This window comes from Micromonospora lacuserhaii (assembly GCF_036902735.1).
Taxonomy (GTDB): Bacteria; Actinomycetota; Actinomycetes; order Mycobacteriales; family Micromonosporaceae; genus Micromonospora.
The window spans coordinates 75,021-93,967 of sequence record NZ_JBAKHO010000017.1 but is presented as its reverse complement, the minus strand read 5'-3'; the positions used below and the strand labels follow the sequence as shown (position 1 = coordinate 93,967).

The window sequence follows — 18,947 nt, the reverse complement described above, 5'->3', positions numbered from 1 at the left end:
TCACATCGCGGCCGGTACGCTCCGCGGGTGCGTGGAATCCTTCTCGCCGGTGGCACCGGCTCCCGACTCTGGCCGATCACCCGGGCGGTGTCCAAGCAGCTGATGCCGGTCTTCGACAAGCCGATGATCTACTACCCGCTCTCCACCCTGGTGATGTCCGGGGTGCGGGAGATCCTGGTCATCACGACGCCGGAGGACCAGGCCCAGTTCCAACGGCTGCTCGGCGACGGCTCCCAGTGGGGCCTGCGCCTGGAGTACGTCGCCCAGCCCCGCCCGGAGGGCATCGCGCAGGCCTTCGTGCTCGGTGCGGACTTCATCGGTGACGAGCCGGTCGCGCTGATCCTGGGTGACAACATCTTCCACGGCGCCGGCCTGGGCCGGCAGCTCGCCGCCAACACCGACCTGGTCGGCGGCCGGGTCTTCGCGTACCCGGTGGCCAACCCGGAGGCGTACGGGGTGGTGGACTTCGACGTCGACGGCAGGGTCCTGTCGATCGAGGAGAAGCCGGAGAAGCCGAAGTCCCGGTACGCGGTGCCGGGGTTGTACTTCTACGACAACCGGGTCGTCGACATCGCCCGCAAGCTCACCCCGAGCGCCCGGGGCGAGCTGGAGATCACCGCGGTGAACGAGGTGTACCGGGAGTCCGGCGAGCTGTCGGTGACCGTGCTGGACCGGGGCACCGCCTGGCTGGACACCGGCACCTTCACCTCGATGATGCAGGCCGGCGAGTTCGTCCGGGTGATCGAGGAGCGGCAGGGCATGAAGATCGGCTGCGTCGAGGAGGTGGCCTGGCGGGCCGGCCTGATCGACGACGCGCGGCTGCGTGAGCTGGCCGCGCCGCTGGCCAAGAGCGGCTACGGCGACTACCTGCTCGGCCTGCTGGCCGAGGGGTCGGAGGCGGCCCGATGAAGATCCGTCCGCTGAGCATCGAGGGCGCCTGGGAGATCACCCCCCAGCAGCACGGCGACCCGCGCGGGCTGTTCACGGAGTGGTACCGCTTCGACCGGCTCGCCGAGGCGGTCGGCCACCCGTTGCGGCTGGCCCAGGGAAACCTGTCGGTCTCGGCCCGCGGCGTGGTGCGCGGCATCCACTTCGCCGACGTCCCACCCGGCCAGGCCAAGTACGTCACCTGCGTACGCGGGGCGGTGCTCGACGTGATCGTCGACCTGCGGGTCGGCTCGCCGACCTTCGGGCGGTGGGAGGGCGTCCGGCTGGACGACGCCGACCGCCGCGCGGTCTACCTCGCCGAGGGGCTGGGGCACGGCTTCTGCGCGCTGACCGACGACGCCACGCTCAGCTACCTCTGCTCCACCACCTACAACCCGAGCGGCGAGCACGCGGTGCACCCGCTCGACGAGGACCTGGCGATCGAGTGGCCGGCCGAGGTGCCGCAGCTCTCCGCCCGGGACGACGCCGCGCCGACCCTGGCGCGGGCCCGGGAGTCCGGGCTGCTGCCCGACTTCGCCGTCTGCCGGTCGTTCACCGCCGGGCTCGGGCCGGACGGAATGTCGTACTCGGACGGGATTTGATCGACCGGAGAGGATGAGCTGTGCCGCGACAGTGACGAACGGGGCCTCCGGGCGGCTAATGTCACACCATGGAGCGGCGAATCTTCGGCCTCGAGACCGAGTACGGCGTCACCTGCACCTACCGGGGGCAGCGACGGTTGTCCCCCGACGAGGTAGCCCGGTACCTCTTCCGCCGCGTCGTGTCGTGGGGGCGGTCGAGCAACGTCTTCCTGCGCAACGGGGCCCGGCTCTACCTCGACGTCGGATCCCACCCGGAGTACGCCACCCCCGAGTGCGACTCCGTGGTGGACCTGGTCGCCCACGACCGGGCCGGTGAGCGGATCCTCGAAGGGCTGCTCATCGACGCGGAGAAGCGGCTGCACGACGAGGGCATCGCGGGCGAGATCTACCTGTTCAAGAACAACACCGACTCGGCCGGCAACTCGTACGGCTGCCACGAGAACTACCTGGTGTCCCGGCACGGCGAGTTCGGCCGGCTCGCCGACGTGCTGATCCCCTTCCTGGTCACCCGACAGTTGATCTGCGGCGCCGGCAAGGTGCTGCAGACCCCGCGCGGGGCGGTCTACTGCCTGTCCCAGCGGGCCGAGCACATCTGGGAGGGCGTCTCCTCGGCGACCACCCGCAGCCGCCCGATCATCAACACCCGCGACGAGCCGCACGCCGACGCCGAGCGCTACCGCCGGCTGCACGTCATCGTCGGCGACTCCAACATGAACGAGGTCACCACGCTGCTCAAGGTCGGCTCCGCCGACATCGTGCTGCGGATGATCGAGGCCGGCGTGGTGATGCGCGACCTGTCGCTGGAGAACCCGATCCGGGCGATCCGCGAGGTGTCGCACGACATCACCGGCCGGCGCAAGGTCCGGTTGGCCTCCGGCAAGGAGGTCAGCGCGCTGGAGATCCAGCAGGAATACCTCGCCAAGGCGACCGAGTTCGTGGAGCGGCGCGGCGGCGACCAGACCGCCAAGCGGGTGGTGGAGCTCTGGGGCCGGGTGCTGCGCGCGGTGGAGACCGGTGACCTGGAGCCGGTCTCCCGGGAGATCGACTGGGTGACCAAGCTGCGCCTGATCGAGCGCTACCAGCGCAAGCACGACCTGTCGCTGTCCCACCCCCGGGTGGCCCAGATGGACCTGGCCTACCACGACGTGCGCCGGGGCCGGGGCCTCTACGCGCTGCTGGAGCGGCGCGGCGACGTGGACCGGATCGCCACCGACCCGGAGATCTTCGAGGCGAAGGAGACCCCGCCGCAGACCACCCGGGCCCGGCTGCGCGGGGAGTTCATCCGGCACGCCCAGGAGAAGCGGCGCGACTTCACCGTCGACTGGGTGCACCTGAAGCTCAACGACCAGGCCCAGCGCACTGTGCTCTGCAAGGACCCGTTCCGGGCGTACGACGAGCGGGTCGAGCGGCTGATCGCCAGCATGTGACGTTCCGGCGGCCGGTGCGGCACGCACCGGCCGCCGGCCCACCGGTACGCTGGCGTGGCGATGAACACTTCCGAATCCTCCGACCGCGAGCGCGGCGCCGAGAAGCTGAACTGGGTCGAGCGTCGGCGCGAGAAGATCCGCGAGGAGATCGCGCGCAACCGTCGCGGCGAATACACCGTGCCGACCTGGGTGCTGGTGGTCGCCCTGGTCGCCATCGTCGGGGGCTGGTTCGCCCTCATCTTCCTCGTCGGCTGACCCGCCCCCCGGCGCTCAGCCCGGCAGGCCCGCCGCGTGCCGTCCGGCCGCCGCCGCGGCCAGGAAGTAGGCGTGGTCGGCGTCCAGGCCACGACCCATCGTGGACAGCTTCACCGGCAGGGCGCGCAGCGCGTCGTCCAGGCCGTCGGTGGGCACCCGGACCAGGGCGTGCCGCGCCGCGAGCGGGGCCAGCGCGGCGTCCACCTCGGCGGCCAGCGCCGGTGCCAGGTCCGCCGGCACGACGAGGTCCGCCGGGGCCAGGGCGACCCGGCCGTACGCGGTGAGGCTGTGGTGCGACACCCCCCGGTGCCGGGGGCGGGGGTCGGCGTCGGAGATCCGCAGTGAGCCGACCGGCCGACCGCCGAGCGCGGCCACCGCGTTCACCGCCTCGCCGACGGCCACCCCGGAGAAGCCCCACCGGGTGCCGGTGCCCAGGTTGCCGGGGCCCTGGGCGACGATCGCCACGTCGGCGCGGAGCACGTGCCGGGCGGCCAGCAGCCCGCTGTGCAGGGTGGCGGCCTCCAGGTCACCGCCGAACGCCTGCCCCACGCTGACCGTGCCGACCAGGCGGTCGCGCAGCCCGTCCAGGGTGCGGGAGAACCAGGCGGGCAGCGCCCCGCCGTCGGTGAGCAGGTAGGCCACCCTGGCCCCGGGGGCGTCGGCGTGGACGCCGGCCAGGATCGCCGGCAGCGCCGAGTGCAGGTCGGCGGTGACCACCGGCAACCCGTCCAGTCCCTCCGCGGCGGCGAGCAGCTCGTGGTGCGGCGAGGCCTCCTCGTCGACGCCGAGCATGATCGGTTGCAGCGGGGTGTACCGGGCCTTGACCAGGTGCCCGGCGTCGCGGGTGTCGCCGCCCTGCGGCGGGTCGGCGGGCAGCCGGTCGGGCAGCGCCACGACCAGCGCGTACCCGCCGGTGCCGAGGCCCATCAGCAGGGCGCCGGCGTTGAGCAGCACCCGGTCGCCGGGCTCCGGGTCGCCGACCAGCGCGGGGTAGGCCAGGGCCCGCATGGTGGCCCCGTCGGGCAGGGCGACGTCGAGTTCCACCGCGCCGGCCCAGCGCCGCCGTACCGTCGTGACCGTTCCCGAGCGCCATCGCACCATGCCGGCGACGCTATCGGCGACGCCGCCGGGCGCCGCTCCCGGGGGCGGCGGCTCAGGGCTGGCCGGTCGGCCGGGTCTCCTGGTCCACCGGCCGTTCCTGCTCGTCCTGGGTCCGTCGGGCCCGCCGGCCGTCCTTGCCGGGCATCGAGCGGGTGGGGTCGAGGAAGACGTACCCGATCTCCGGGTAGCGCTCGGTGAGCCGGCGCTCCGCCTCGTCGGCGGCGGCCTCGATGTCCGCGCCGGTGGCGTCGTCGTGGAAGTCGACCTTGGCGGCGACCAGGATGTCCTCCGGGCCGAGCTGCATCGTCATCAGGGTGTCGATCCGGTTGACCGTGGGCAGGCCGGCCAGCTCCCGCTCGATCTCCCGGTGCAGCCGCTCGGGCACGGCCCGGCCGACCAGCAGCGACAGGTTGCTCTTGGCGAGAATCGTGGCCACCACCAGCAGCAGCAGGCCGATCGCGATCGAGGCCAGGCCGTCCCAGAGCTCGTCGTCGGTGTATTCCGACAGGCCGAGCCCGATTCCGGCGATGAGCAGGCCGGTCAGGGCGGCGCTGTCCTCCAGGAAGACCGCCTTGACCGTGGTGTCGGCGGTCAGCCACAGGAATCGGCGCGGGGTGGTCCGCCAGCGGCGGGACTCGCGGCGGATCTGCCGGGCGGCCCGGGTCAGGGAGATCGACTCTATGGCGAAGGAGACCGCCAGCACGATGTACGACGCCAGGTAGTTGCCGGTGTGCTTGTGCACGAGGATGGTGGTCACGCCGTGGGTGATGGCGAACCCGGCGCCGGCGACGAAGGTGAAGAGCGCGGCGAGGAACGCCCAGACGTAGCTCTCCTTGCCGTACCCGAAGGGGTGCCGGGTGTCCGCGGGCCGCGCGCCCCGGCGCAGCGCCAGGTAGAGCAGCACCTCGGTGGTGGTGTCGGCGACGGAGTGGGCGGCCTCGGAGAGCATCGCCGCGGAGCCGGAGATCAGCCCGGCGACCAGCTTGGCGATGGCGATGGCGAGGTTCGCCGCACCGGCGACGACGACGGTGCCGACGCTCTCGGTCTTGACTTCCGCTTCCGACATGCGGTCACCCTAAGTCTGTCCGGTCGACGTCGCCCCGGGAGTGGACGCGGAGGTCCACCACACGCCGCGCCCGCGCGGGTGCACCCGCGCGACGTGTGGGCTGCTAGCGTTCACACGTGTCGCGCAGCCGTACCGAACGCCTGGTCAACCTGGTGATCTGCCTGCTGTCCACGCGACGGTTCCTGACCGCCGCGCAGATCGCCGCGACCGTGCCCGGTTACGAGCACGATCCGGACGACCCCAAGGAGCACGAGGCCTTCCAGCGCAAGTTCGAGCGGGACAAGGCCGAGCTGCGGGAGCTGGGGGTGCCGCTGGAGACGGGCACGGCCAGCGTCTTCGACGCCGAGCCCGGCTACCGGATCGCGCACCGGGAGTACGCGCTGCCGGACATTCCGCTCGCGCCGGACGAGGCCGCGGCCGTGGGCATCGCCGCCCGGCTCTGGCAGCACGCCGGGCTGGCTGCCGCCGCCTCCTCCGGGCTGGCCAAGCTGCGCGCCGCCGGCGTCGACGTGGACCCCCAGGCCACCCTGGGCCTGGAGCCCATGGTCACCGTGGACCCGTCGTTCGCGCCGCTGACCGCCGCCGCCCGGGACCGGCGCCAGGTCAACTTCGACTACCGGGTGCCCGACCGCGACGATCCGACCCGCCGCCGCCTCCAGCCGTGGGGCGTGGTCTGCTGGCGTGGCCGGTGGTACGTGGTCGGCCACGACCTGGACCGGGAGGCGACCCGCTGCTTCCGGCTCTCCCGGGTGGTGGGCGCGGTCCGGGTGACCGGCGAACCGGGCGGCTACCAGCCGCCGGCCGGCGTCGACCTGATCAGCCACGTGGCCCGCTGGTCCGGGCCGGTCGAGCGGACCGGCCGGGCCACCGTGCTGGTCGCCCCGGGTCGGGCCGCAGGCCTGCGGCGCTGGGCGGTGCAGAGCGGGCCCGGGCCGGACGGCGACCGGCTGGTGCTGCCGTACGCCGACCCGGAGCACCTCGCCGGCCAGCTCGTCGGGTACGGCCCGGACGTGCGGGTGCTCGACCCGCCGGAGGTGCGCGACGCGGTGATCCAGCGGCTCAAGGAGATCGCCGCCCGGCACGACGAGCTGACCGTGACCGGGGGTGCCCGGTGACCCGCCCCGCCGCCCGCGGCGCCTCCCGGACCTCGGCCGACCGGCTGGCCCGGCTGCTCAACCTGGTGCCCTACCTGCTGGCCCGCCCCGGCATCGAGATCGCCGAGGCGGCCGACGACCTGGGGGTCACCGAGCGGCAGCTGCGCGAGGACCTGGAGCTGCTCTGGGTCTGCGGGCTGCCCGGGTACGGTCCGGGTGACCTGATCGACATGGCCTTCGACGGCGACCGGGTCACCATCACCTACGACGCCGGCATCGACCGGCCGCTGCGGCTCACCCCGGACGAGGCGCTGGCCCTGGTGGTGGCGCTGCGGATGCTCGCCGAGACGCCCGGGGTGGCCAACCGGGAGGCCGTGGAACGGGCCCTCGCCAAGATCGAGAACGCCGCCGGCGACCTGGTCGGCGCGCCGGTGGCGGTGCGGCTGCCCGGGGAGAGCAAGCGGGTACGCGAGCTGCGCGACGCGGTGGAGCGGCGCCGGGCGCTGCGGATCACCTACTACACCGCCGCCCGGGACGAGAGCACCGAGCGGACCATCGACCCGCTGCGGATGCTCATGGTCGACGGCCGGGCGTACGTCGAGGCGTGGTGTCGCCGGGCCGAGGCGGTCCGGCTGTTCCGGGCCGACCGGATCGACGCGGTCGCGGAGCTGGACGAGCCGGCCGTGGTGCCGCCGCAGGCGCGCCCGCACGACCTGAGCGACGGGGTGTTCCGTCCCACGCCCGACCTGCCGCTGATCACCGTGCGGATCGGCCGGGGGGAGCGGTGGATCACCGAGTACTACCCGTGCGAACGGATCGACGCCGACGGGGACCACTGGCTGGTCTCGCTGCGGGTGACCGACCTGGGCTGGGCCCGCCGGTTCGTGCTGGGGCTCGGGCCCGACGTGACGGTGGTCGCCCCGGTCGAGCTGGCCGAGCAGGTGCGCGCGCAGGCGGCCGCCGCGCTCGAGGCGTACGCCAGCCCGGTGGGCGGCGCGCCGTCGGCCGATCCGGCGGAGCCGGCGGTCACCCAGTAGGCTGACCGCCGTGGTGAAGTGGATCGTGCTCGCGGTGGTGCTGTTCGCGCTCGTCGTGCTGGCCCTGGCGGTCCGGCCGGTGCTGGCGCGGCTGCCCCGGCTGCGCCGGGCGGCGGTGGCGCTGCAGCGGCGCCAGGCCGAGGCGGAGACGCTGCGGGCGTCGGCCGAGGTGCTCCAGGAGCGGGCCGAGGCGTTGCAGCAGCGCGCGGCCGTCGCGCAGGAGCGGATCGAGCTGATCAAGGCCAAGCGGGGGAAGTGATCGATCACGGTCGGTGCATCGCGCGCCGGCTGCGCGATCGGCGTCCGTTTCGCGTACGGATGAACGTGTCCAGGTGGTTGACGGGACATCCCGGGGTGGTCAAGACTTCACCGGCCGGGCACCGTTGGCAGTGGCCCGGCGGGTGGCAACGGCTCTCGACGCACGTACGATGGGCTGCGACACACCCTTCGACACAGAGCGACTGGAGCTTCCCATGGGTGCCCTCAAGCCGTGGCACATCGCCGTACTCGTGGTCGTGCTGATTCTGCTCTTCGGCGCGAAGCGGCTCCCCGACGCGGCCCGCTCGCTGGGCCGCTCGCTGCGGATCATCAAGGCGGAGACCAAGAGCCTGCAGGACGACGACCGCGACCTGGCCGAGAAGGCCGACGCGCAGGCCGGCTACCAGCCGCTGCCGCCGTACGCGGGCCAGCAGCCGCCGCAGCAGCAGCCGTACGGCGGGCAGCCCTACGCCCAGCCGCAGCAGCAGTACGCCCCGCAGCCGCAGCAGCCGGTCGCCCCGCCGGTCGACCCGGTGCAGCGCGTCCGCGAGAACTGACCGAAAGGCCCGACCACCGTGGCCTTCGCGCTTCGTAAGCGCGGCCCGAGCGAGTTCGAACGGGCCGCCGACGGGTCGATGACGCTCATGGAGCACATCCGTGAGCTGCGCAACCGTCTCTTCCGCGCCTCGCTGGCGATCATGGTCGGCTTCGGATTCGGCATCTGGCTGGCCGGGCCGGTGCGGCATCTGCTCTCCAAGCCCTACTGTGACCTGCCGCAGGCGATCGACCCGGCCACCGGGCAGTGCAAGTTCGTCCAGCTCGGCGTGGCCGATCTCTTCCTCCTCAACCTGAAGATCGGCCTCTGGGTCGGGTTGATCATCGCGGCGCCGGTCTGGCTCTACCAGCTCTGGGCGTTCATCGCGCCGGGCCTGCACCGGCACGAGCGGCGGTACGCCTACATCTTCACGGCGCTCGCCGCGCCGCTCTTCGCGGCGGGCGCCGTGCTGGCCTTCTTCGTCACCACCAAGGGCCTGGAGTTCCTGCTCGACATCTCCGGCCCGGACATCGCCACCACCCTCGAAGTGACCCGCTACATCTCGTTCGTCACCAACCTGATCCTGCTGTTCGGGGTGGCGTTCGAGTTCCCGCTGGTCGCGCTGATGCTCAACTTCGTCGGCCTGGTCAGCGCGCGCAAGCTGCTCAGCTGGTGGCGAGTGGCGATCTTCGTGTTCTTCGCCTTCTCCGCCGTCGTCACGCCGACGCCGGATCCGTTCGGCATGACGGCGTTGGCGATCTGCCTATCCGCGCTCTACTTCGGCGCGGTCGGCATCGCCTTCCTCAACGACCGGCGCAAGGGCCGCGGCAAGGAGGTCTACTCGGGCCTCGGTGACGACGAGGTGTCGCCGCTGGAGCTGGACGACGAGCCGGTTGCCGCCGGCTCCCGGGTCGACTTCTCCGGCCCGATCGAGGCGCCCGCCCCGGTCGCCGCGCCGGCGCCGATCGAGCGCCGCTACGACGACATGACCTGACGGCTGCCGCCGCCACGACGACATGACCTGACGGCTGCCGCCGCCACGTCCGACGACGCCGCCCCCGTTCACCGGGGGCGGCGTCGCTGCTACCGCTCGCCGTCGGGCAGGCCCTTGCTGACATCCGGCTCCAGGAACTCGACCCGCTGCGCGGCGACCAGCGGGTCCTTCGCCGCGTGGAACGCGATCACGTGCGGAGCCTGCTCGTGGGCCTGGAACGCGGCCTCGTCGGCGTACACCTCGTAGAAGACCCGGGCCAGCGGCTCATCGGCCACCCGGTGCGTGGCGTAGACCAGCGTGCCGGGCTCCGCGGCCCGGATCTGCGCCACCGCCTGCCGCGTCAACGCGTCGAAGCCGGCCGCCGACTCCTCGTCGCGGATGTCGAAGCGGACCACCAGAGCGATCACGCGTACCTCCGAAGCTCGTCGTCTCCGGCCGGTTCGGGCCGGCCGCCGGGATCACCGGATTCGATTTCCCGGTCACACTCTGCCCGCGTCGCCGGCTACCGCATCCCGCCGCCCCGGCCACTCGGCCGCATCAGCACCGAGGTGAGCACCCGGTCGACCTACAGCACCTGGGACAGGAAGCGGCGCAGCCGCGGGTGCTCGGGCGCCTCGAAGACCGCGGCCGGCTCGCCGGCTTCGAGGACCACGCCGTGGTCCATGAAGGCGACGGTGTCGGCGACCGAGCGGGCGAAGCCCATCTCGTGGGTGACCACCACCATCGTCATCCCGCCGGCAGACAGGTCCGCCATCACCGCGAGGACGCCCTTGACCAGCTCCGGGTCGAGCGCGGAGGTGGCCTCGTCGAAGAGCATCACCTGCGGTTGCAGGGCCAGCGCCCGGGCGATCGCCACCCGCTGCTGCTGCCCGCCGGAGAGGTGCGCGGGCCGGGAGTCCGCCTTGGCGGCCAGCCCGACCAGCTCCAACTGGGCGCGGGCGACCCGGACCGCCTCGTCCTCGGGCAGTTTCCGGATCTTCCGCAGTGCCAGGGTGATGTTGCGCAGCACGGTCATGTGCGGGAAGAGGTTGAACTGTTGGAAGACCATGCCGACCCGCTGGCGCAGTGCGTCCGGGTCGTCGCGCAGCACGCTGCGCCCGTCGAGGAGCACGTCGCCCCGGTCCGGTTCGATGAGCCGGTTGATGGTGCGCAGCAGGGTCGACTTGCCGGAGCCGGACGGGCCGATCACGCAGGCGGTGCCGCCGCGGGCGACGTCGAGGTCGGCGCCGCGCAGCACCTTGTTCGCGCCGAACGCGAGGTGCACGTCGCGGACGGCGAGGCTGACGGAGGTGGTGGTGGCGGTGTCGGTCATCGCTGGTCCTTTCCGGTCGGCAGCGCGGCCTCGCCGGCCACCGCCAGACCTCCGTCGTCCTCGGGTGGCACGGTCCCCGCACGGCCCTGGCGCAGCCGCCGGTCGATCGCGTTCACCGCGTGGGTCAGCGGCACGGTGAGCAGCAGGTAGAACAGACCGGCGAGCAGCAGCGCGGACTCGTTGCCGGTGGTGGCCGCGTAGTCCTGGCCGATCCGGAACAGCTCCCGCTGGCTGGCCACCAGGCCGAGGAAGTAGACCAGGCTGGAGTCCTTGATCAGGGCGATCAGCTGGTTGACCCAGGCCGGCAGCACCCGGCGTACCCCCTGCGGGACGATCACCAGGCGCATCGCCTCGCCCCAGGAGAAGCCGAGCGCCCGGGCGCCCTCCAACTGGGCGGCCTCCACGCTCTGGATGCCGGCGCGGAAGATCTCACCGATGTACGCGGCGGCGATCAGCGACAGCGCCAGGATGCCCAGCGGGTACGGGTTCGGGCCCCAGACCTCCATGCCCAGCGGCGCCAGGCCGACGCCGATGAGCAGGATGGTCGCCGCTGCCGGCAGGCCGCGGAAGATGTCGGTGTAGAGCCGGGCCGGCCAGCGCAGCCAGCGGGTACGGGAGATGCCGGCGATGGCCAGCAGCATGCCGAACAGCGAGCCGAGCAGGGCGGCGGTGATCGCCAGGATCAGCGTGTTGGGCAACCCGACGGTCAGCATCTCGGGCAGCGCCTCGCGCATCGCGTCGGTGTCGAAGAAGGTCTCCCACAGGGTGCCTAACGTGTCCATCTAGTTCGTCACCGTCCGCCCTGCTCGCTCGTCGTCCGTACCGTCAGGAGGCGGCCGAGGCCGACGGCGCGGCGACCGCGCCGCTGCCCGGCGTGAAGTCGGCCGGGATCGGCCGGCCCGGGTAGTACTGCTCCTGGAGCCGGGTCCAGGTGCCGTCGGCGATCACCTGGTCGAGGCCGGAGTTCAGCGCCTCGCGCAGCTTGTCGTTGCCCTTGGCCACCGCGTAGGCGGTCGGGGCGGGGCTGAGCTGCTTCGCGGCCACCTTGATCTTGCCGTTGCTGTCGGCGGCGGACTTCTCGCCGATCTCCGCCGGGGCGATCCAGGCGTCGGCGGTGCCGGCCTTGAGCTGGTTCAACGCGCCGTTGTAGTCGGGCACCCGGACCGGGTTGAGGTTCTTGCCGGTGGCGTAGTCGTCCTGCACGGTGCCCTGGACGACGACCACCCGCTTGCCGGCGAGCTGGTCGAAGCCGGTGATCGTGGACCCGGCCGGCACATCGAGTCCGAAGTAGCCGAAGTCGTAGCCGTTGCCGAAGTCGACGGTCTTCCTACGCGCCTCGGTGATGGTGATCGAGGAGCTGCCCACGTCGAACTTGTGGCTGTTGACCTGGGCGAGCAGCGCGGAGAAGTCGGTGCCGACGAACTCCACCTTGAGGCCGACCTTGCCGGCGACGGCGGTGAGCAGGTCGTTGTCGAAGCCGGTGAACTTGCCGTCCTTGAGATACACGTTCGGCGGCGCGTCGGTGAGCGTGCCGGCGCGCAGCACGCCCGGCTGGAGCAGCTCGTACGGGTTGTCGGCGGCGCTGGTGGAGTCGTCGCCGCAGGCGGTCAGCGTGGTGGCCGCCAGGACGGCCGCGGCGCCGAGGGCCGCGACCTTGGACAGGGCAGGAAGGAAGCGCACAGGTGTCTCCGGGTTGATCGGTCGGCGGGCATGGAGGCACGCCGGGAGACGGCGCGCCCGACGGGCGCACCGCCGCGAGTGGTACGAGGAAGAGGGGGTCGTCTACTGCGCGGTGGGGCGGCGACAGCCGTCGCTGCAGACCCGCATCAGGTCGACGTGCCGCCGCTTGACCAGCGCGACGCCGGCCGACCGTCCGGCCGACGGGGCCGCGCCGGACAGGGGCGGGGCGGTGCGGTGAGCAGACATGGTTCTCCTGGGTCGGGGATGACCTGGGAACCAGGCCACGCTTGCACCGGTGCCACACCGGTGCCTGGTCCTCACCCGGAGCACCCCACCGTGGAGGAGGGTTGCCGGCCAGCGAGCCGGGGCTTGACGCTGGCGCTCATGACCTGCCCGAAAGGCTAACAGCACCGCCCGGCCGATCGTCCAGCCGTTATGACGGCCCTCACGTCCGCTCCTTACCGGGTCTCTCGTCCGGCGTCCTGCCCGGGAGTGCGTTCCGGGCGCCGTCCGCGTGTCGCACCCGGACCGGTGCGGGGCCGGGGTGTCCAGGTGGGACTCAGCCGGCCGCCGGATCCAGCGGCTCGCCGGACGGGAGCCGGAACAACGGCTGCAGCCGGTCGACGTCCAGGTAGCTGGTGAGGCCCCGGATCGTGCCCCCGTCCACGTCGAGCAGGACCAGGGCGAACGGGGTGTGGACGCCGCCCGGGCCGGGGCGGGTCTGCCAGAAGGCGGGCGAGCCGTTCGCCGCGACAGGCTGCAGCCGGGCACCCGCGCACCCGGCCGCTGGGTCCGACAGCGCCCGCCCGACCGCGTCCCGCCCGCGCAGCCACCAGCGCAGCGGTGGCATGGACATGATGACGTCCTGGTGGAGCAGGGCGACCAGCGTCGCCACGTCGTGCTCCTCGAACGCCGCGCAGTAGCGGGCGAGCAACTGCCGCTGGGCCGCGTCGGCGGGGCGCGACACCTCCCCGGGGGTGGGGTTCGCGGCCCGCAGGGTGACGCGGGCCCGATTCAGGGCGCTGGTCACCGACGCCACGCTGCTGTCCAACAGCCGGGCGACCTCCTCGGCCCGCCAGCAGAGCACGTCGCGCAGGATGAGCACGGCGCGCTGCCGGGGCGGCAGGTGTTGCAGGGCGGCGACGAAGGCCAGCCGGACCGCCTCCCGTTGCAGGGCCAGCTCCGCCGGATCGCCGTGCTCCGACAGCACCCGGGCGTCGGGGACCGGCTGGACCCAGAACCGCTCGGGGGTGGCCTCGCCGAGGGGTGAGCCGGGGGTCGCGGCGGGGCCGAGGTCCATCGCCCGGGCCCGCCGCTGCGCGCTGCGCAGCATGTCCAGGCAGACGTTCGTGGCGATGCGGTAGACCCAGGTCCGTGGGGAGGCGCGCCGCTCGTCGTAGCGGTCCCGCGACCGCCAGGCCCGCACCAGCGTCTCCTGCACCGCGTCCTCGGCCTCGAAGCCCGAGCCGAGCATCCGGTAGCAGTAGCCGGTGAGTTCGGTGCGCAGCGGCTCCCACGGGACGTCGCCCGGTGTCTCCTCCCGCACACCGCGACCATACGCGCCGGGACCGACGGCCCCGCACCGCTCAGTTTCCGCCGGCCGGCCCGTACCTCCTGGAGAGCCCCCGCGACGGGGGACCGATCGGACAGGAGAGCGACCCGATGAGTGACGACGAGCTGCGTGCTGCGGTGACGGCCGAGCGCCGCGAGCAGGCCCGACTGCTGGCGGCCCTGCGACCGGAGCAGTGGGACGCCCCCACCCTCTGCGACGGTTGGCGGGTACGGGAGGTGGTCGCGCACACCACCATGCCGTTCCGCACGTCGGTGGCCCGCGCGCTGTGGGAGCTGGCCCGGGCCCGGGGTGACATCAACCGGATGGCCGACCGGGCCGCCCGCCGCGACGCCGCCCGGATGTCGACCGACGAGCTGGTCGCGGCGGTGGCCGACAACGTCGACCACCGGTGGACCCCGCCGGGCGGGGGCGTCGGCGGGGCGCTATCCCACGACGTCGTCCACGGTCTGGACGTCACCGTGGGCCTCGGCCTCGACCGTCGGGTGCCGCCGGACCGGGTGGCGCTGGTGCTGGCCGGCATGTCGCCGCGGAACGTGCGGTTCTTCGGCACGGACCTCTCCGGGGTCGCGCTGCGGGCCACCGACCTGGACTGGGGGCTCGGGGAGGGCACGCCGCTGCGCGGCCTCGCCCAGGACCTGCTGCTGGTGGTCTGCGGGCGCCGGCTGCCGCCGGGACGGCTCGACGGTCCCGACGCGCCCCGCTTCTCCCGTCCGGGGGACCGGTCCGGCCGCTGAGGTGAACGCCCCGCCGGCCGGGGTCGGTGCCCGTCCGGCCCGGGTCAGCGGGCGTCGTAGCGGGCCCGGGCCCGCTCCACCTCGGCCAGGTGGGTGGTAGCCCACGCCTCCAGGCCGGAGACCAGGTCCAGCAGGCTGCGGCCGAGATCGGTGAGCGCGTAGTCGACCCGGGGCGGCACGCTCGCGTGCACGGTACGGGTCACGATGCCGTCGCGCTCCAGCCCGCGCAGGGTCTGGGTGAGCATCTTCTGGCTGATCCCGCCGATGCGCTCGGCCAGCTCGCCGTAGCGGCGGTCGCCCTCGGCGAGGGTGAGCACCACCAGCACGCTCCACCGGTCGCCGATCCGGTCGAGCACCTGCCGGCTGCCGCAGTTGCGGTTGAACGGGTCGGGTTCCACGTGGTCACTCTCCATCAGTGCGTGACTTACTTCAAGGTGCCTACTCTCCAACGGGAAGTATTGGGAAATGCTTCCCGTTGGTCCGGGGGTAACCCCAACCACGCACGAAGGAGCCCGTCATGTCGATCGTCGTCACCGGTGCCACCGGCCAGCTGGGCCGCTTGATCGTCGAGTCGCTGCTGCGCCGGGGCGTATCGGCCGGGCAGATCGTGGCGCTGGGCCGGGACGTGAGCCGCCTCAGCGATCTCGCCGACCGGGGCGTCGTCGTCCGGGCCGCCGACTACACCGACCCGGCGTCGCTGCGGGCCGCGTTCGCCGGCGCCGAGAAGCTGATGTTCGTCTCCGGCAGCGAGGCCGGCCGGCGGGTGGCGCAGCACCGCAACGTGATCGCCGCCGCCCGGGAGGCCGGCGTCGGACTGGTCGCCTACACCAGCATCGCCCACGCCGACACCGCCGAGATGGCGCTGGCCGCCGAGCACCGGGTCACCGAGGAGGAGCTGCGCGCGTCCGGCCTGCCGTACGTCCTCCTGCGCAACAGCTGGTACCTGGAGAACTACACCGGCCAGCTCCCGACGTACCTGGCCCACGGGGTCGCCGGTTCGGCCGGCAACGGGCGGGTCAGCGCCGCCACCCGCGCCGACTACGCCGAGGCCGCCGCCGAGGTGCTCACCACCGACGGGCACGCCGGCCGGACCTACGAGCTGGGCGGCGAGGCGTTCACCCTGACCGAGCTGGCCGCCGAGGTGGCCCGGCAGAGCGGCCGCGAGGTCGGCTACACCGATCTGCCGGTCGAGGCGTACACCGCGCTGCTGGTCTCCGCCGGCCTGCCCGAGCCGTACGCGGCCACCCTCGCCGACGCCGACCGGGGCCTGGCCCGCGGCGAGCTGTACGTGCCGGTGCAGGACCTGGAGAAGCTGATCGGCCGCCGGCCCACCTCGCTGGCCGAGGCCGTCCACGCGGCGCTCTGATCCGGTACGCCGCGCCCCCGGGGCCGCCCGGGGCGCGGCGGCAACCGTCGATCACCGGCGCGTCGATGCCGCACAATGCCACCATGGAACGCGGTGCGCTGGTGCGGCTGAGCAAGCGGATGTCTCTGGCGCTGCGGCACGACCCCGGACGCTTCGGCCTCGCCCCGGACCAGGGCGGCTGGGTCGCCGTGACCGACCTGCTGGCCGCCATGCGGATCGACCGGGCCGCCCTCGACCAGGTGGTCGTTGGCAACGACAAGCAGCGCTTCGCGATCGAGCGGGGCGTCGACGGGGTGGAACGGATCCGCGCCAACCAGGGCCACTCCTTCCCGGTCGAGCTGGGCCTGACCCCGACGCCGCCGCCGGCCCGCCTCTACCACGGCACCGGCGCCGCCGCCCTCGACTCCATCCGGGCCACCGGACTGCACCGGGGCGGGCGGCACCACGTACACCTCTCGCCCGACGTGGAGACGGCCCGGCGGGTCGGCGCCCGGCGGGGCGGCGCGGTGGTGGTGCTCGCCGTCGACGCGGCCGCGATGGCCCGGGACGGCCACGCTTTCTACCGCAGCGCCAACGGGGTGTGGCTGACCGACGTGGTCCCATCGGCCTACCTGAGCTGAGCGGGCGCCGGCCCGGGCCGGGCGGCGACGGTCACGGACGGGAGCATCCCGTCCCGTGGCGTGCCGTCGGGGTGCGCCCGGACGGTCGGCGCGGTCGTTCCGGTCAGCCGCATCAGGCGGGTGACGCAGCGCGCCGGGTCGCGCAGCGTGAGGACACCGCCGGCCGCCCGGATCCGGTGCTCCGCCTCGGTCAGCGCGGTCAGCCCGTGCAGGTCGATGAAGCGCACCCGGGAGAGGTCCAGCAGGACCCGGGAGCCCGGTTCGTCGCACAGGTGCGCCGCGAGTTCCACGATCAGATGCGCATTGCTCATGTCGACCTCGCCGTGCACCTGGACCACGGTGACGGCGCCCTCGCGTTCCCAGGCGAGGGTCATCACCGGGGAGAACGGAGCGGGTAGGAGCCTGGGATCGGCCGGAACTCGGCCGTCGGGTGGACTGGTGGACATCGCGCCCCCTGGGATCGACCTGGCGGCACCGCGATGGGTGCCTGGTCCCGGGCGCGTGTCTCGACCCGGTCCGACGCTACCCGCTGCGGCCCGTTCGCACACCTCCGGGGCTGGGCCGGGCCGCCGGCGAGCACCCTGCGGTCGGGCTGGCGCAGGGCGACGGGTCACGACGGCGAGTAGGGTTCGGGGTGCCGCGGCGCCCCCGGGCGTCGCGTGCCCCGGCAGCCGTTCCGTCCGGACGGAGCGCTCGCCGCGGGTCGGGCCGGGCGCCGGTCCGACGTCCGACGCCAGCCGCGCGTCCCTCCCCGTCGCACCCACGAGGGGCGCCTGTGCAGTGAGGGGCCGTAATGGCTGAGACCCCGATGTCCCCGCAGGACGCCCTGACCGAACTCGGCCGGATCCGGCTGGACACCGCCGGGGTCGACGACGTGCTCCAGACCGTCGCCGAGCTGGCCCGACGCACCCTCCCGGGAGCGATCGAAGCCTCGGTGACGCTGATCCGGGGGACCACGGCGGAGAGCGTGGCGTACACCGGGGACCTCGCCCTGCAACTGGACGAGTGGCAGTACCAGGAGGGGCGGGGGCCCTGCCTCGACGCCTCGGTCAGCGGCGACGCGCTGTCGGTGACGGACACCGCGGTCGAGGACCGCTGGCCGGTGTGGGCCGCCCGGGCCCGGACGGTGGGCGTCGGCAGCTCGTTGTCGATCGGGCTGCCCATCCAGGAGGCGGTGGTCGGCACCCTCAACATCTACGCGGGGGCGCCGTCCGCGTTCGACGAGGCCTCCGTGGAGCTGGCCAAGGGGTTCGCCGCGTACGCCGCCGTGGCGCTGGCCAACGCCCACCTGTACGCCGGCGCCACCGCACTGGCGGAGCAGATGCGGGTGGCGATGGAGAGTCGGGCGGTGATTGAACAGGCCAAGGGCATCATCATGGGGGAGCGGCGGTGCAGCGCGGAGGAGGCGTTCAGCATCCTGGCGAAGCTCTCCCAGGACACCAACCGCAAGCTGCGCGACGTGGCCGCGCTGCTGGTCGCGCGGGCCAGCGGCACCGACCGCTGACCCGACGGTCAGCGATCGGCCCGCGGTGCCCGCTGCGGGGCCGGCTGGCCGGGCACGGACGGGGCCTGGGTGACCTGACGGACGAGCGCCTCGGCGACGTCCCGGACCTTGCGGTTGGAGTTCTGTGACACCTTGGCCAGCATGGCGAACGCCTCGTCGGCGGTGCACCGACGCTGACCCATGATGATCCCCTTGGCCTGCTCGATCACCGCGCGACTGTGCAGCGCCGCCTGCATCTGCTGGGCCAGCGTCGCGGTGCTGTCGTAGAGATGGGCGTTGGCCAGCGCCACGGCGGCGTGGTCGGCGAAGGTCTGCGCCGCCTGCGCCACGTCCTCGAAGACACCCGCGGTCGTGCCGTAGACGTTCAGCGCCCCGACCACCGCCTCCTGGATGGGCAGCCCGATCGACATCGAGGCGCCGGCCCCGGCGGCGTGGGCCCGGGCGGCCCACTCCGGCCAGCGGCTCTCCGCCGACATGTCCGGGACGATCATCACGGTGCCGGTGGTCGCCGCGTCCAGGCACGGCCCCCGACCCTGCTCGTACTGCCACTCGTCGAGCTGGAGGGCGAGCTCACCGGTGTACGCCGCGGTGTGCGCCTCGGTGTCGTAGACCAGGGTGACCGACACCTCGGCGGCGCCCGGGATGCTGTCCCGGGCCACCTGGGCGATGCGGGTCAGGACGGCGTCGAGGCTCGTCTCGTCGTGGCGGATCATGGCCAGCTGGGCGAGCGCCTCGGCGAGGTCCAGCGGTGACTGCGGCATGGCGTCTGACGTCCTTGCGAACCGGCGCGGTCGATCCGGCGGAGCCGGGCAGCGCGTGACGGGATCGGTCCACGCCCCGTCGGCCGCGGGTGCGGCTCCAC

24 protein-coding genes and 1 riboswitch are annotated in these 18,947 nt (G+C 73.4%); of the genes, 13 read left to right on the top strand and 11 right to left on the bottom strand.

Annotated features, from left to right (window positions below; translation table 11 throughout):
- Nucleotides 1–27 precede the first annotated feature (27 nt).
- From rfbA to V6U81_RS14340, 4 genes are all read left to right on the top strand, one after another.
- The gene (rfbA, locus tag V6U81_RS14355; RefSeq protein WP_334489300.1) at nucleotides 28–909 is read left to right on the top strand and encodes a glucose-1-phosphate thymidylyltransferase RfbA; all 882 of its coding nucleotides are present in this window, start codon (nucleotides 28–30) and stop codon (nucleotides 907–909) included.
- Complete coding sequence (locus V6U81_RS14350; RefSeq protein ID WP_334489298.1) at nucleotides 906–1,529, top strand: dTDP-4-dehydrorhamnose 3,5-epimerase family protein; 624 nt, start codon at nucleotides 906–908, stop codon at nucleotides 1,527–1,529. The genes rfbA and V6U81_RS14350 overlap by 4 nt, the downstream gene beginning before the upstream one ends.
- Nucleotides 1,530–1,597: 68 nt before the next feature.
- On the top strand, nucleotides 1,598–2,956 hold the full coding sequence (gene pafA, locus V6U81_RS14345; protein ID WP_334489295.1) for a Pup--protein ligase: 1,359 nt from the start codon (nucleotides 1,598–1,600) through the stop codon (nucleotides 2,954–2,956).
- A gap of 60 nt (nucleotides 2,957–3,016) precedes the next feature.
- Entirely contained in the window at nucleotides 3,017–3,211 is a 195-nt protein-coding gene (locus tag V6U81_RS14340; RefSeq protein ID WP_334489293.1) for a hypothetical protein, read from the top strand.
- 15 nt (nucleotides 3,212–3,226) lie between these two features.
- Here the strand turns inward: V6U81_RS14340 and V6U81_RS14335 are convergent, their stop codons facing one another.
- Together V6U81_RS14335 and V6U81_RS14330 are read right to left on the bottom strand one after the other, a co-directional pair.
- Nucleotides 3,227–4,312: a DUF3866 family protein gene (locus V6U81_RS14335; RefSeq protein ID WP_334489290.1), complete on the bottom strand. Its 1,086-nt coding sequence runs from the start codon at nucleotides 4,310–4,312 to the stop codon at nucleotides 3,227–3,229.
- Between the two features lie 52 nt (nucleotides 4,313–4,364).
- On the bottom strand, nucleotides 4,365–5,378 hold the full coding sequence (locus V6U81_RS14330) for a cation diffusion facilitator family transporter (protein WP_334489287.1): 1,014 nt from the start codon (nucleotides 5,376–5,378) through the stop codon (nucleotides 4,365–4,367).
- Nucleotides 5,379–5,494: 116 nt separating this feature from the next.
- Here V6U81_RS14330 and V6U81_RS14325 point away from each other — a divergent pair, with 116 nt between their 5' ends.
- The 5 genes from V6U81_RS14325 (at nucleotide 5,495) to tatC (ending at nucleotide 9,296) form a co-directional block, all read left to right on the top strand.
- The gene (locus V6U81_RS14325) at nucleotides 5,495–6,493 is read left to right on the top strand and encodes a helix-turn-helix transcriptional regulator (protein WP_334489284.1); all 999 of its coding nucleotides are present in this window, start codon (nucleotides 5,495–5,497) and stop codon (nucleotides 6,491–6,493) included.
- Entirely contained in the window at nucleotides 6,490–7,509 is a 1,020-nt protein-coding gene (locus tag V6U81_RS14320) for a helix-turn-helix transcriptional regulator (protein ID WP_334489281.1), read from the top strand. Before V6U81_RS14325 ends, V6U81_RS14320 begins: the two co-directional genes overlap by 4 nt.
- A 10-nt stretch (nucleotides 7,510–7,519) precedes the next feature.
- Nucleotides 7,520–7,768 (top strand): hypothetical protein, encoded by a 249-nt coding sequence (locus V6U81_RS14315; protein WP_334489278.1) that lies wholly within the window; start codon nucleotides 7,520–7,522, stop codon nucleotides 7,766–7,768.
- 214 nt (nucleotides 7,769–7,982) lie between these two features.
- Entirely contained in the window at nucleotides 7,983–8,324 is a 342-nt protein-coding gene (gene tatA / locus V6U81_RS14310) for a Sec-independent protein translocase subunit TatA (RefSeq protein ID WP_334489275.1), read from the top strand.
- Between the two features lie 18 nt (nucleotides 8,325–8,342).
- Nucleotides 8,343–9,296 carry a twin-arginine translocase subunit TatC gene (gene tatC / locus V6U81_RS14305; protein ID WP_334489272.1) on the top strand — a complete coding sequence of 318 codons (954 nt, stop codon included), beginning with the start codon at nucleotides 8,343–8,345 and terminating at the stop codon, nucleotides 9,294–9,296.
- Nucleotides 9,297–9,385: 89 nt separating this feature from the next.
- On the opposite strand, the gene V6U81_RS14300 is transcribed toward tatC, so the two are convergent.
- The 6 genes from V6U81_RS14300 to V6U81_RS14275 all read right to left on the bottom strand — a co-directional run bounded on the left by V6U81_RS14300 (nucleotide 9,386) and on the right by V6U81_RS14275 (nucleotide 13,834).
- Complete coding sequence (locus V6U81_RS14300; protein WP_334489269.1) at nucleotides 9,386–9,703, bottom strand: putative quinol monooxygenase; 318 nt, start codon at nucleotides 9,701–9,703, stop codon at nucleotides 9,386–9,388.
- Between the two features lie 158 nt (nucleotides 9,704–9,861).
- A complete protein-coding gene (locus tag V6U81_RS14295) occupies nucleotides 9,862–10,608 on the bottom strand; it encodes an amino acid ABC transporter ATP-binding protein (protein ID WP_334489266.1) in 747 nt (248 codons plus the stop codon).
- Complete coding sequence (locus V6U81_RS14290) at nucleotides 10,605–11,390, bottom strand: amino acid ABC transporter permease (protein ID WP_334489264.1); 786 nt, start codon at nucleotides 11,388–11,390, stop codon at nucleotides 10,605–10,607. The genes V6U81_RS14295 and V6U81_RS14290 overlap by 4 nt, the downstream gene beginning before the upstream one ends.
- Nucleotides 11,391–11,433: 43 nt before the next feature.
- Complete coding sequence (locus tag V6U81_RS14285) at nucleotides 11,434–12,288, bottom strand: ABC transporter substrate-binding protein (protein WP_334489261.1); 855 nt, start codon at nucleotides 12,286–12,288, stop codon at nucleotides 11,434–11,436.
- A 102-nt stretch (nucleotides 12,289–12,390) separates the two neighbouring features.
- Complete coding sequence (locus V6U81_RS14280) at nucleotides 12,391–12,534, bottom strand: hypothetical protein (protein ID WP_334489259.1); 144 nt, start codon at nucleotides 12,532–12,534, stop codon at nucleotides 12,391–12,393.
- A 32-nt stretch (nucleotides 12,535–12,566) separates the two neighbouring features.
- Nucleotides 12,567–12,678: riboswitch (SAM riboswitch) on the bottom strand.
- 169 nt (nucleotides 12,679–12,847) lie between these two features.
- Nucleotides 12,848–13,834 (bottom strand): sigma-70 family RNA polymerase sigma factor, encoded by a 987-nt coding sequence (locus V6U81_RS14275; protein ID WP_334489256.1) that lies wholly within the window; start codon nucleotides 13,832–13,834, stop codon nucleotides 12,848–12,850.
- A gap of 116 nt (nucleotides 13,835–13,950) precedes the next feature.
- On the opposite strand from V6U81_RS14275, the gene V6U81_RS14270 reads away from it, so the two are divergent.
- Nucleotides 13,951–14,595: a maleylpyruvate isomerase family mycothiol-dependent enzyme gene (locus tag V6U81_RS14270; RefSeq protein WP_334489253.1), complete on the top strand. Its 645-nt coding sequence runs from the start codon at nucleotides 13,951–13,953 to the stop codon at nucleotides 14,593–14,595.
- Between the two features lie 44 nt (nucleotides 14,596–14,639).
- Here the strand turns inward: V6U81_RS14270 and V6U81_RS14265 are convergent, their stop codons facing one another.
- Nucleotides 14,640–15,008: a winged helix-turn-helix transcriptional regulator gene (locus tag V6U81_RS14265; protein ID WP_477463332.1), complete on the bottom strand. Its 369-nt coding sequence runs from the start codon at nucleotides 15,006–15,008 to the stop codon at nucleotides 14,640–14,642.
- A gap of 104 nt (nucleotides 15,009–15,112) precedes the next feature.
- On the opposite strand from V6U81_RS14265, the gene V6U81_RS14260 reads away from it, so the two are divergent.
- Nucleotides 15,113–15,961, top strand: a complete 849-nt coding sequence (locus tag V6U81_RS14260) for an SDR family oxidoreductase (protein ID WP_334489246.1) — start codon at nucleotides 15,113–15,115, stop codon at nucleotides 15,959–15,961.
- An 83-nt stretch (nucleotides 15,962–16,044) separates the two neighbouring features.
- Nucleotides 16,045–16,581, top strand: a complete 537-nt coding sequence (locus V6U81_RS14255; RefSeq protein ID WP_334489241.1) for an RNA 2'-phosphotransferase — start codon at nucleotides 16,045–16,047, stop codon at nucleotides 16,579–16,581.
- Here the strand turns inward: V6U81_RS14255 and V6U81_RS14250 are convergent.
- On the bottom strand, nucleotides 16,569–16,955 hold the full coding sequence (locus tag V6U81_RS14250) for an STAS domain-containing protein (protein ID WP_334489370.1): 387 nt from the start codon (nucleotides 16,953–16,955) through the stop codon (nucleotides 16,569–16,571). The two genes, V6U81_RS14255 and V6U81_RS14250, sit on opposite strands and share 13 nt — an antisense overlap.
- Nucleotides 16,956–17,374: 419 nt before the next feature.
- On the opposite strand from V6U81_RS14250, the gene V6U81_RS14245 reads away from it, so the two are divergent.
- Complete coding sequence (locus tag V6U81_RS14245) at nucleotides 17,375–18,085, top strand: GAF and ANTAR domain-containing protein (protein ID WP_334489237.1); 711 nt, start codon at nucleotides 17,375–17,377, stop codon at nucleotides 18,083–18,085.
- 8 nt (nucleotides 18,086–18,093) lie between these two features.
- Here V6U81_RS14245 and V6U81_RS14240 read toward each other — a convergent pair whose 3' ends face one another.
- Nucleotides 18,094–18,846, bottom strand: coding sequence for a GAF and ANTAR domain-containing protein (locus V6U81_RS14240; protein ID WP_334489234.1), 753 nt, complete (start codon nucleotides 18,844–18,846; stop codon nucleotides 18,094–18,096).
- Nucleotides 18,847–18,947 lie beyond the last annotated feature (101 nt).

What these genes read in the sequence shown, in the direction of transcription:
- V6U81_RS14255 (WP_334489241.1), top strand. Translation starts at nt 16,045, where the DNA reads ATGGAACGCGGTGCGCTGGTGCGGCTGAGCAAGCGGATGTCTCTGGCG.
- V6U81_RS14270 (WP_334489253.1), top strand. Translation starts at nt 13,951, where the DNA reads ATGAGTGACGACGAGCTGCGTGCTGCGGTGACGGCCGAGCGCCGCGAG.
- V6U81_RS14280 (WP_334489259.1), bottom strand. Translation starts at nt 12,534, where the DNA reads ATGTCTGCTCACCGCACCGCCCCGCCCCTGTCCGGCGCGGCCCCGTCG.
- V6U81_RS14340 (WP_334489293.1), top strand. Translation starts at nt 3,017, where the DNA reads ATGAACACTTCCGAATCCTCCGACCGCGAGCGCGGCGCCGAGAAGCTG.
- V6U81_RS14245 (WP_334489237.1), top strand. Translation starts at nt 17,375, where the DNA reads ATGGCTGAGACCCCGATGTCCCCGCAGGACGCCCTGACCGAACTCGGC.
- V6U81_RS14335 (WP_334489290.1), bottom strand. Translation starts at nt 4,312, where the DNA reads ATGGTGCGATGGCGCTCGGGAACGGTCACGACGGTACGGCGGCGCTGG.
- V6U81_RS14250 (WP_334489370.1), bottom strand. Translation starts at nt 16,955, where the DNA reads ATGACCCTCGCCTGGGAACGCGAGGGCGCCGTCACCGTGGTCCAGGTG.
- V6U81_RS14350 (WP_334489298.1), top strand. Translation starts at nt 906, where the DNA reads ATGAAGATCCGTCCGCTGAGCATCGAGGGCGCCTGGGAGATCACCCCC.
- V6U81_RS14240 (WP_334489234.1), bottom strand. Translation starts at nt 18,846, where the DNA reads ATGCCGCAGTCACCGCTGGACCTCGCCGAGGCGCTCGCCCAGCTGGCC.
- V6U81_RS14330 (WP_334489287.1), bottom strand. Translation starts at nt 5,378, where the DNA reads ATGTCGGAAGCGGAAGTCAAGACCGAGAGCGTCGGCACCGTCGTCGTC.
- V6U81_RS14290 (WP_334489264.1), bottom strand. Translation starts at nt 11,390, where the DNA reads ATGGACACGTTAGGCACCCTGTGGGAGACCTTCTTCGACACCGACGCG.
- pafA (WP_334489295.1), top strand. Translation starts at nt 1,598, where the DNA reads ATGGAGCGGCGAATCTTCGGCCTCGAGACCGAGTACGGCGTCACCTGC.
- V6U81_RS14265 (WP_477463332.1), bottom strand. Translation starts at nt 15,008, where the DNA reads ATGGAGAGTGACCACGTGGAACCCGACCCGTTCAACCGCAACTGCGGC.
- V6U81_RS14260 (WP_334489246.1), top strand. Translation starts at nt 15,113, where the DNA reads ATGTCGATCGTCGTCACCGGTGCCACCGGCCAGCTGGGCCGCTTGATC.
- tatA (WP_334489275.1), top strand. Translation starts at nt 7,983, where the DNA reads ATGGGTGCCCTCAAGCCGTGGCACATCGCCGTACTCGTGGTCGTGCTG.
- V6U81_RS14295 (WP_334489266.1), bottom strand. Translation starts at nt 10,608, where the DNA reads ATGACCGACACCGCCACCACCACCTCCGTCAGCCTCGCCGTCCGCGAC.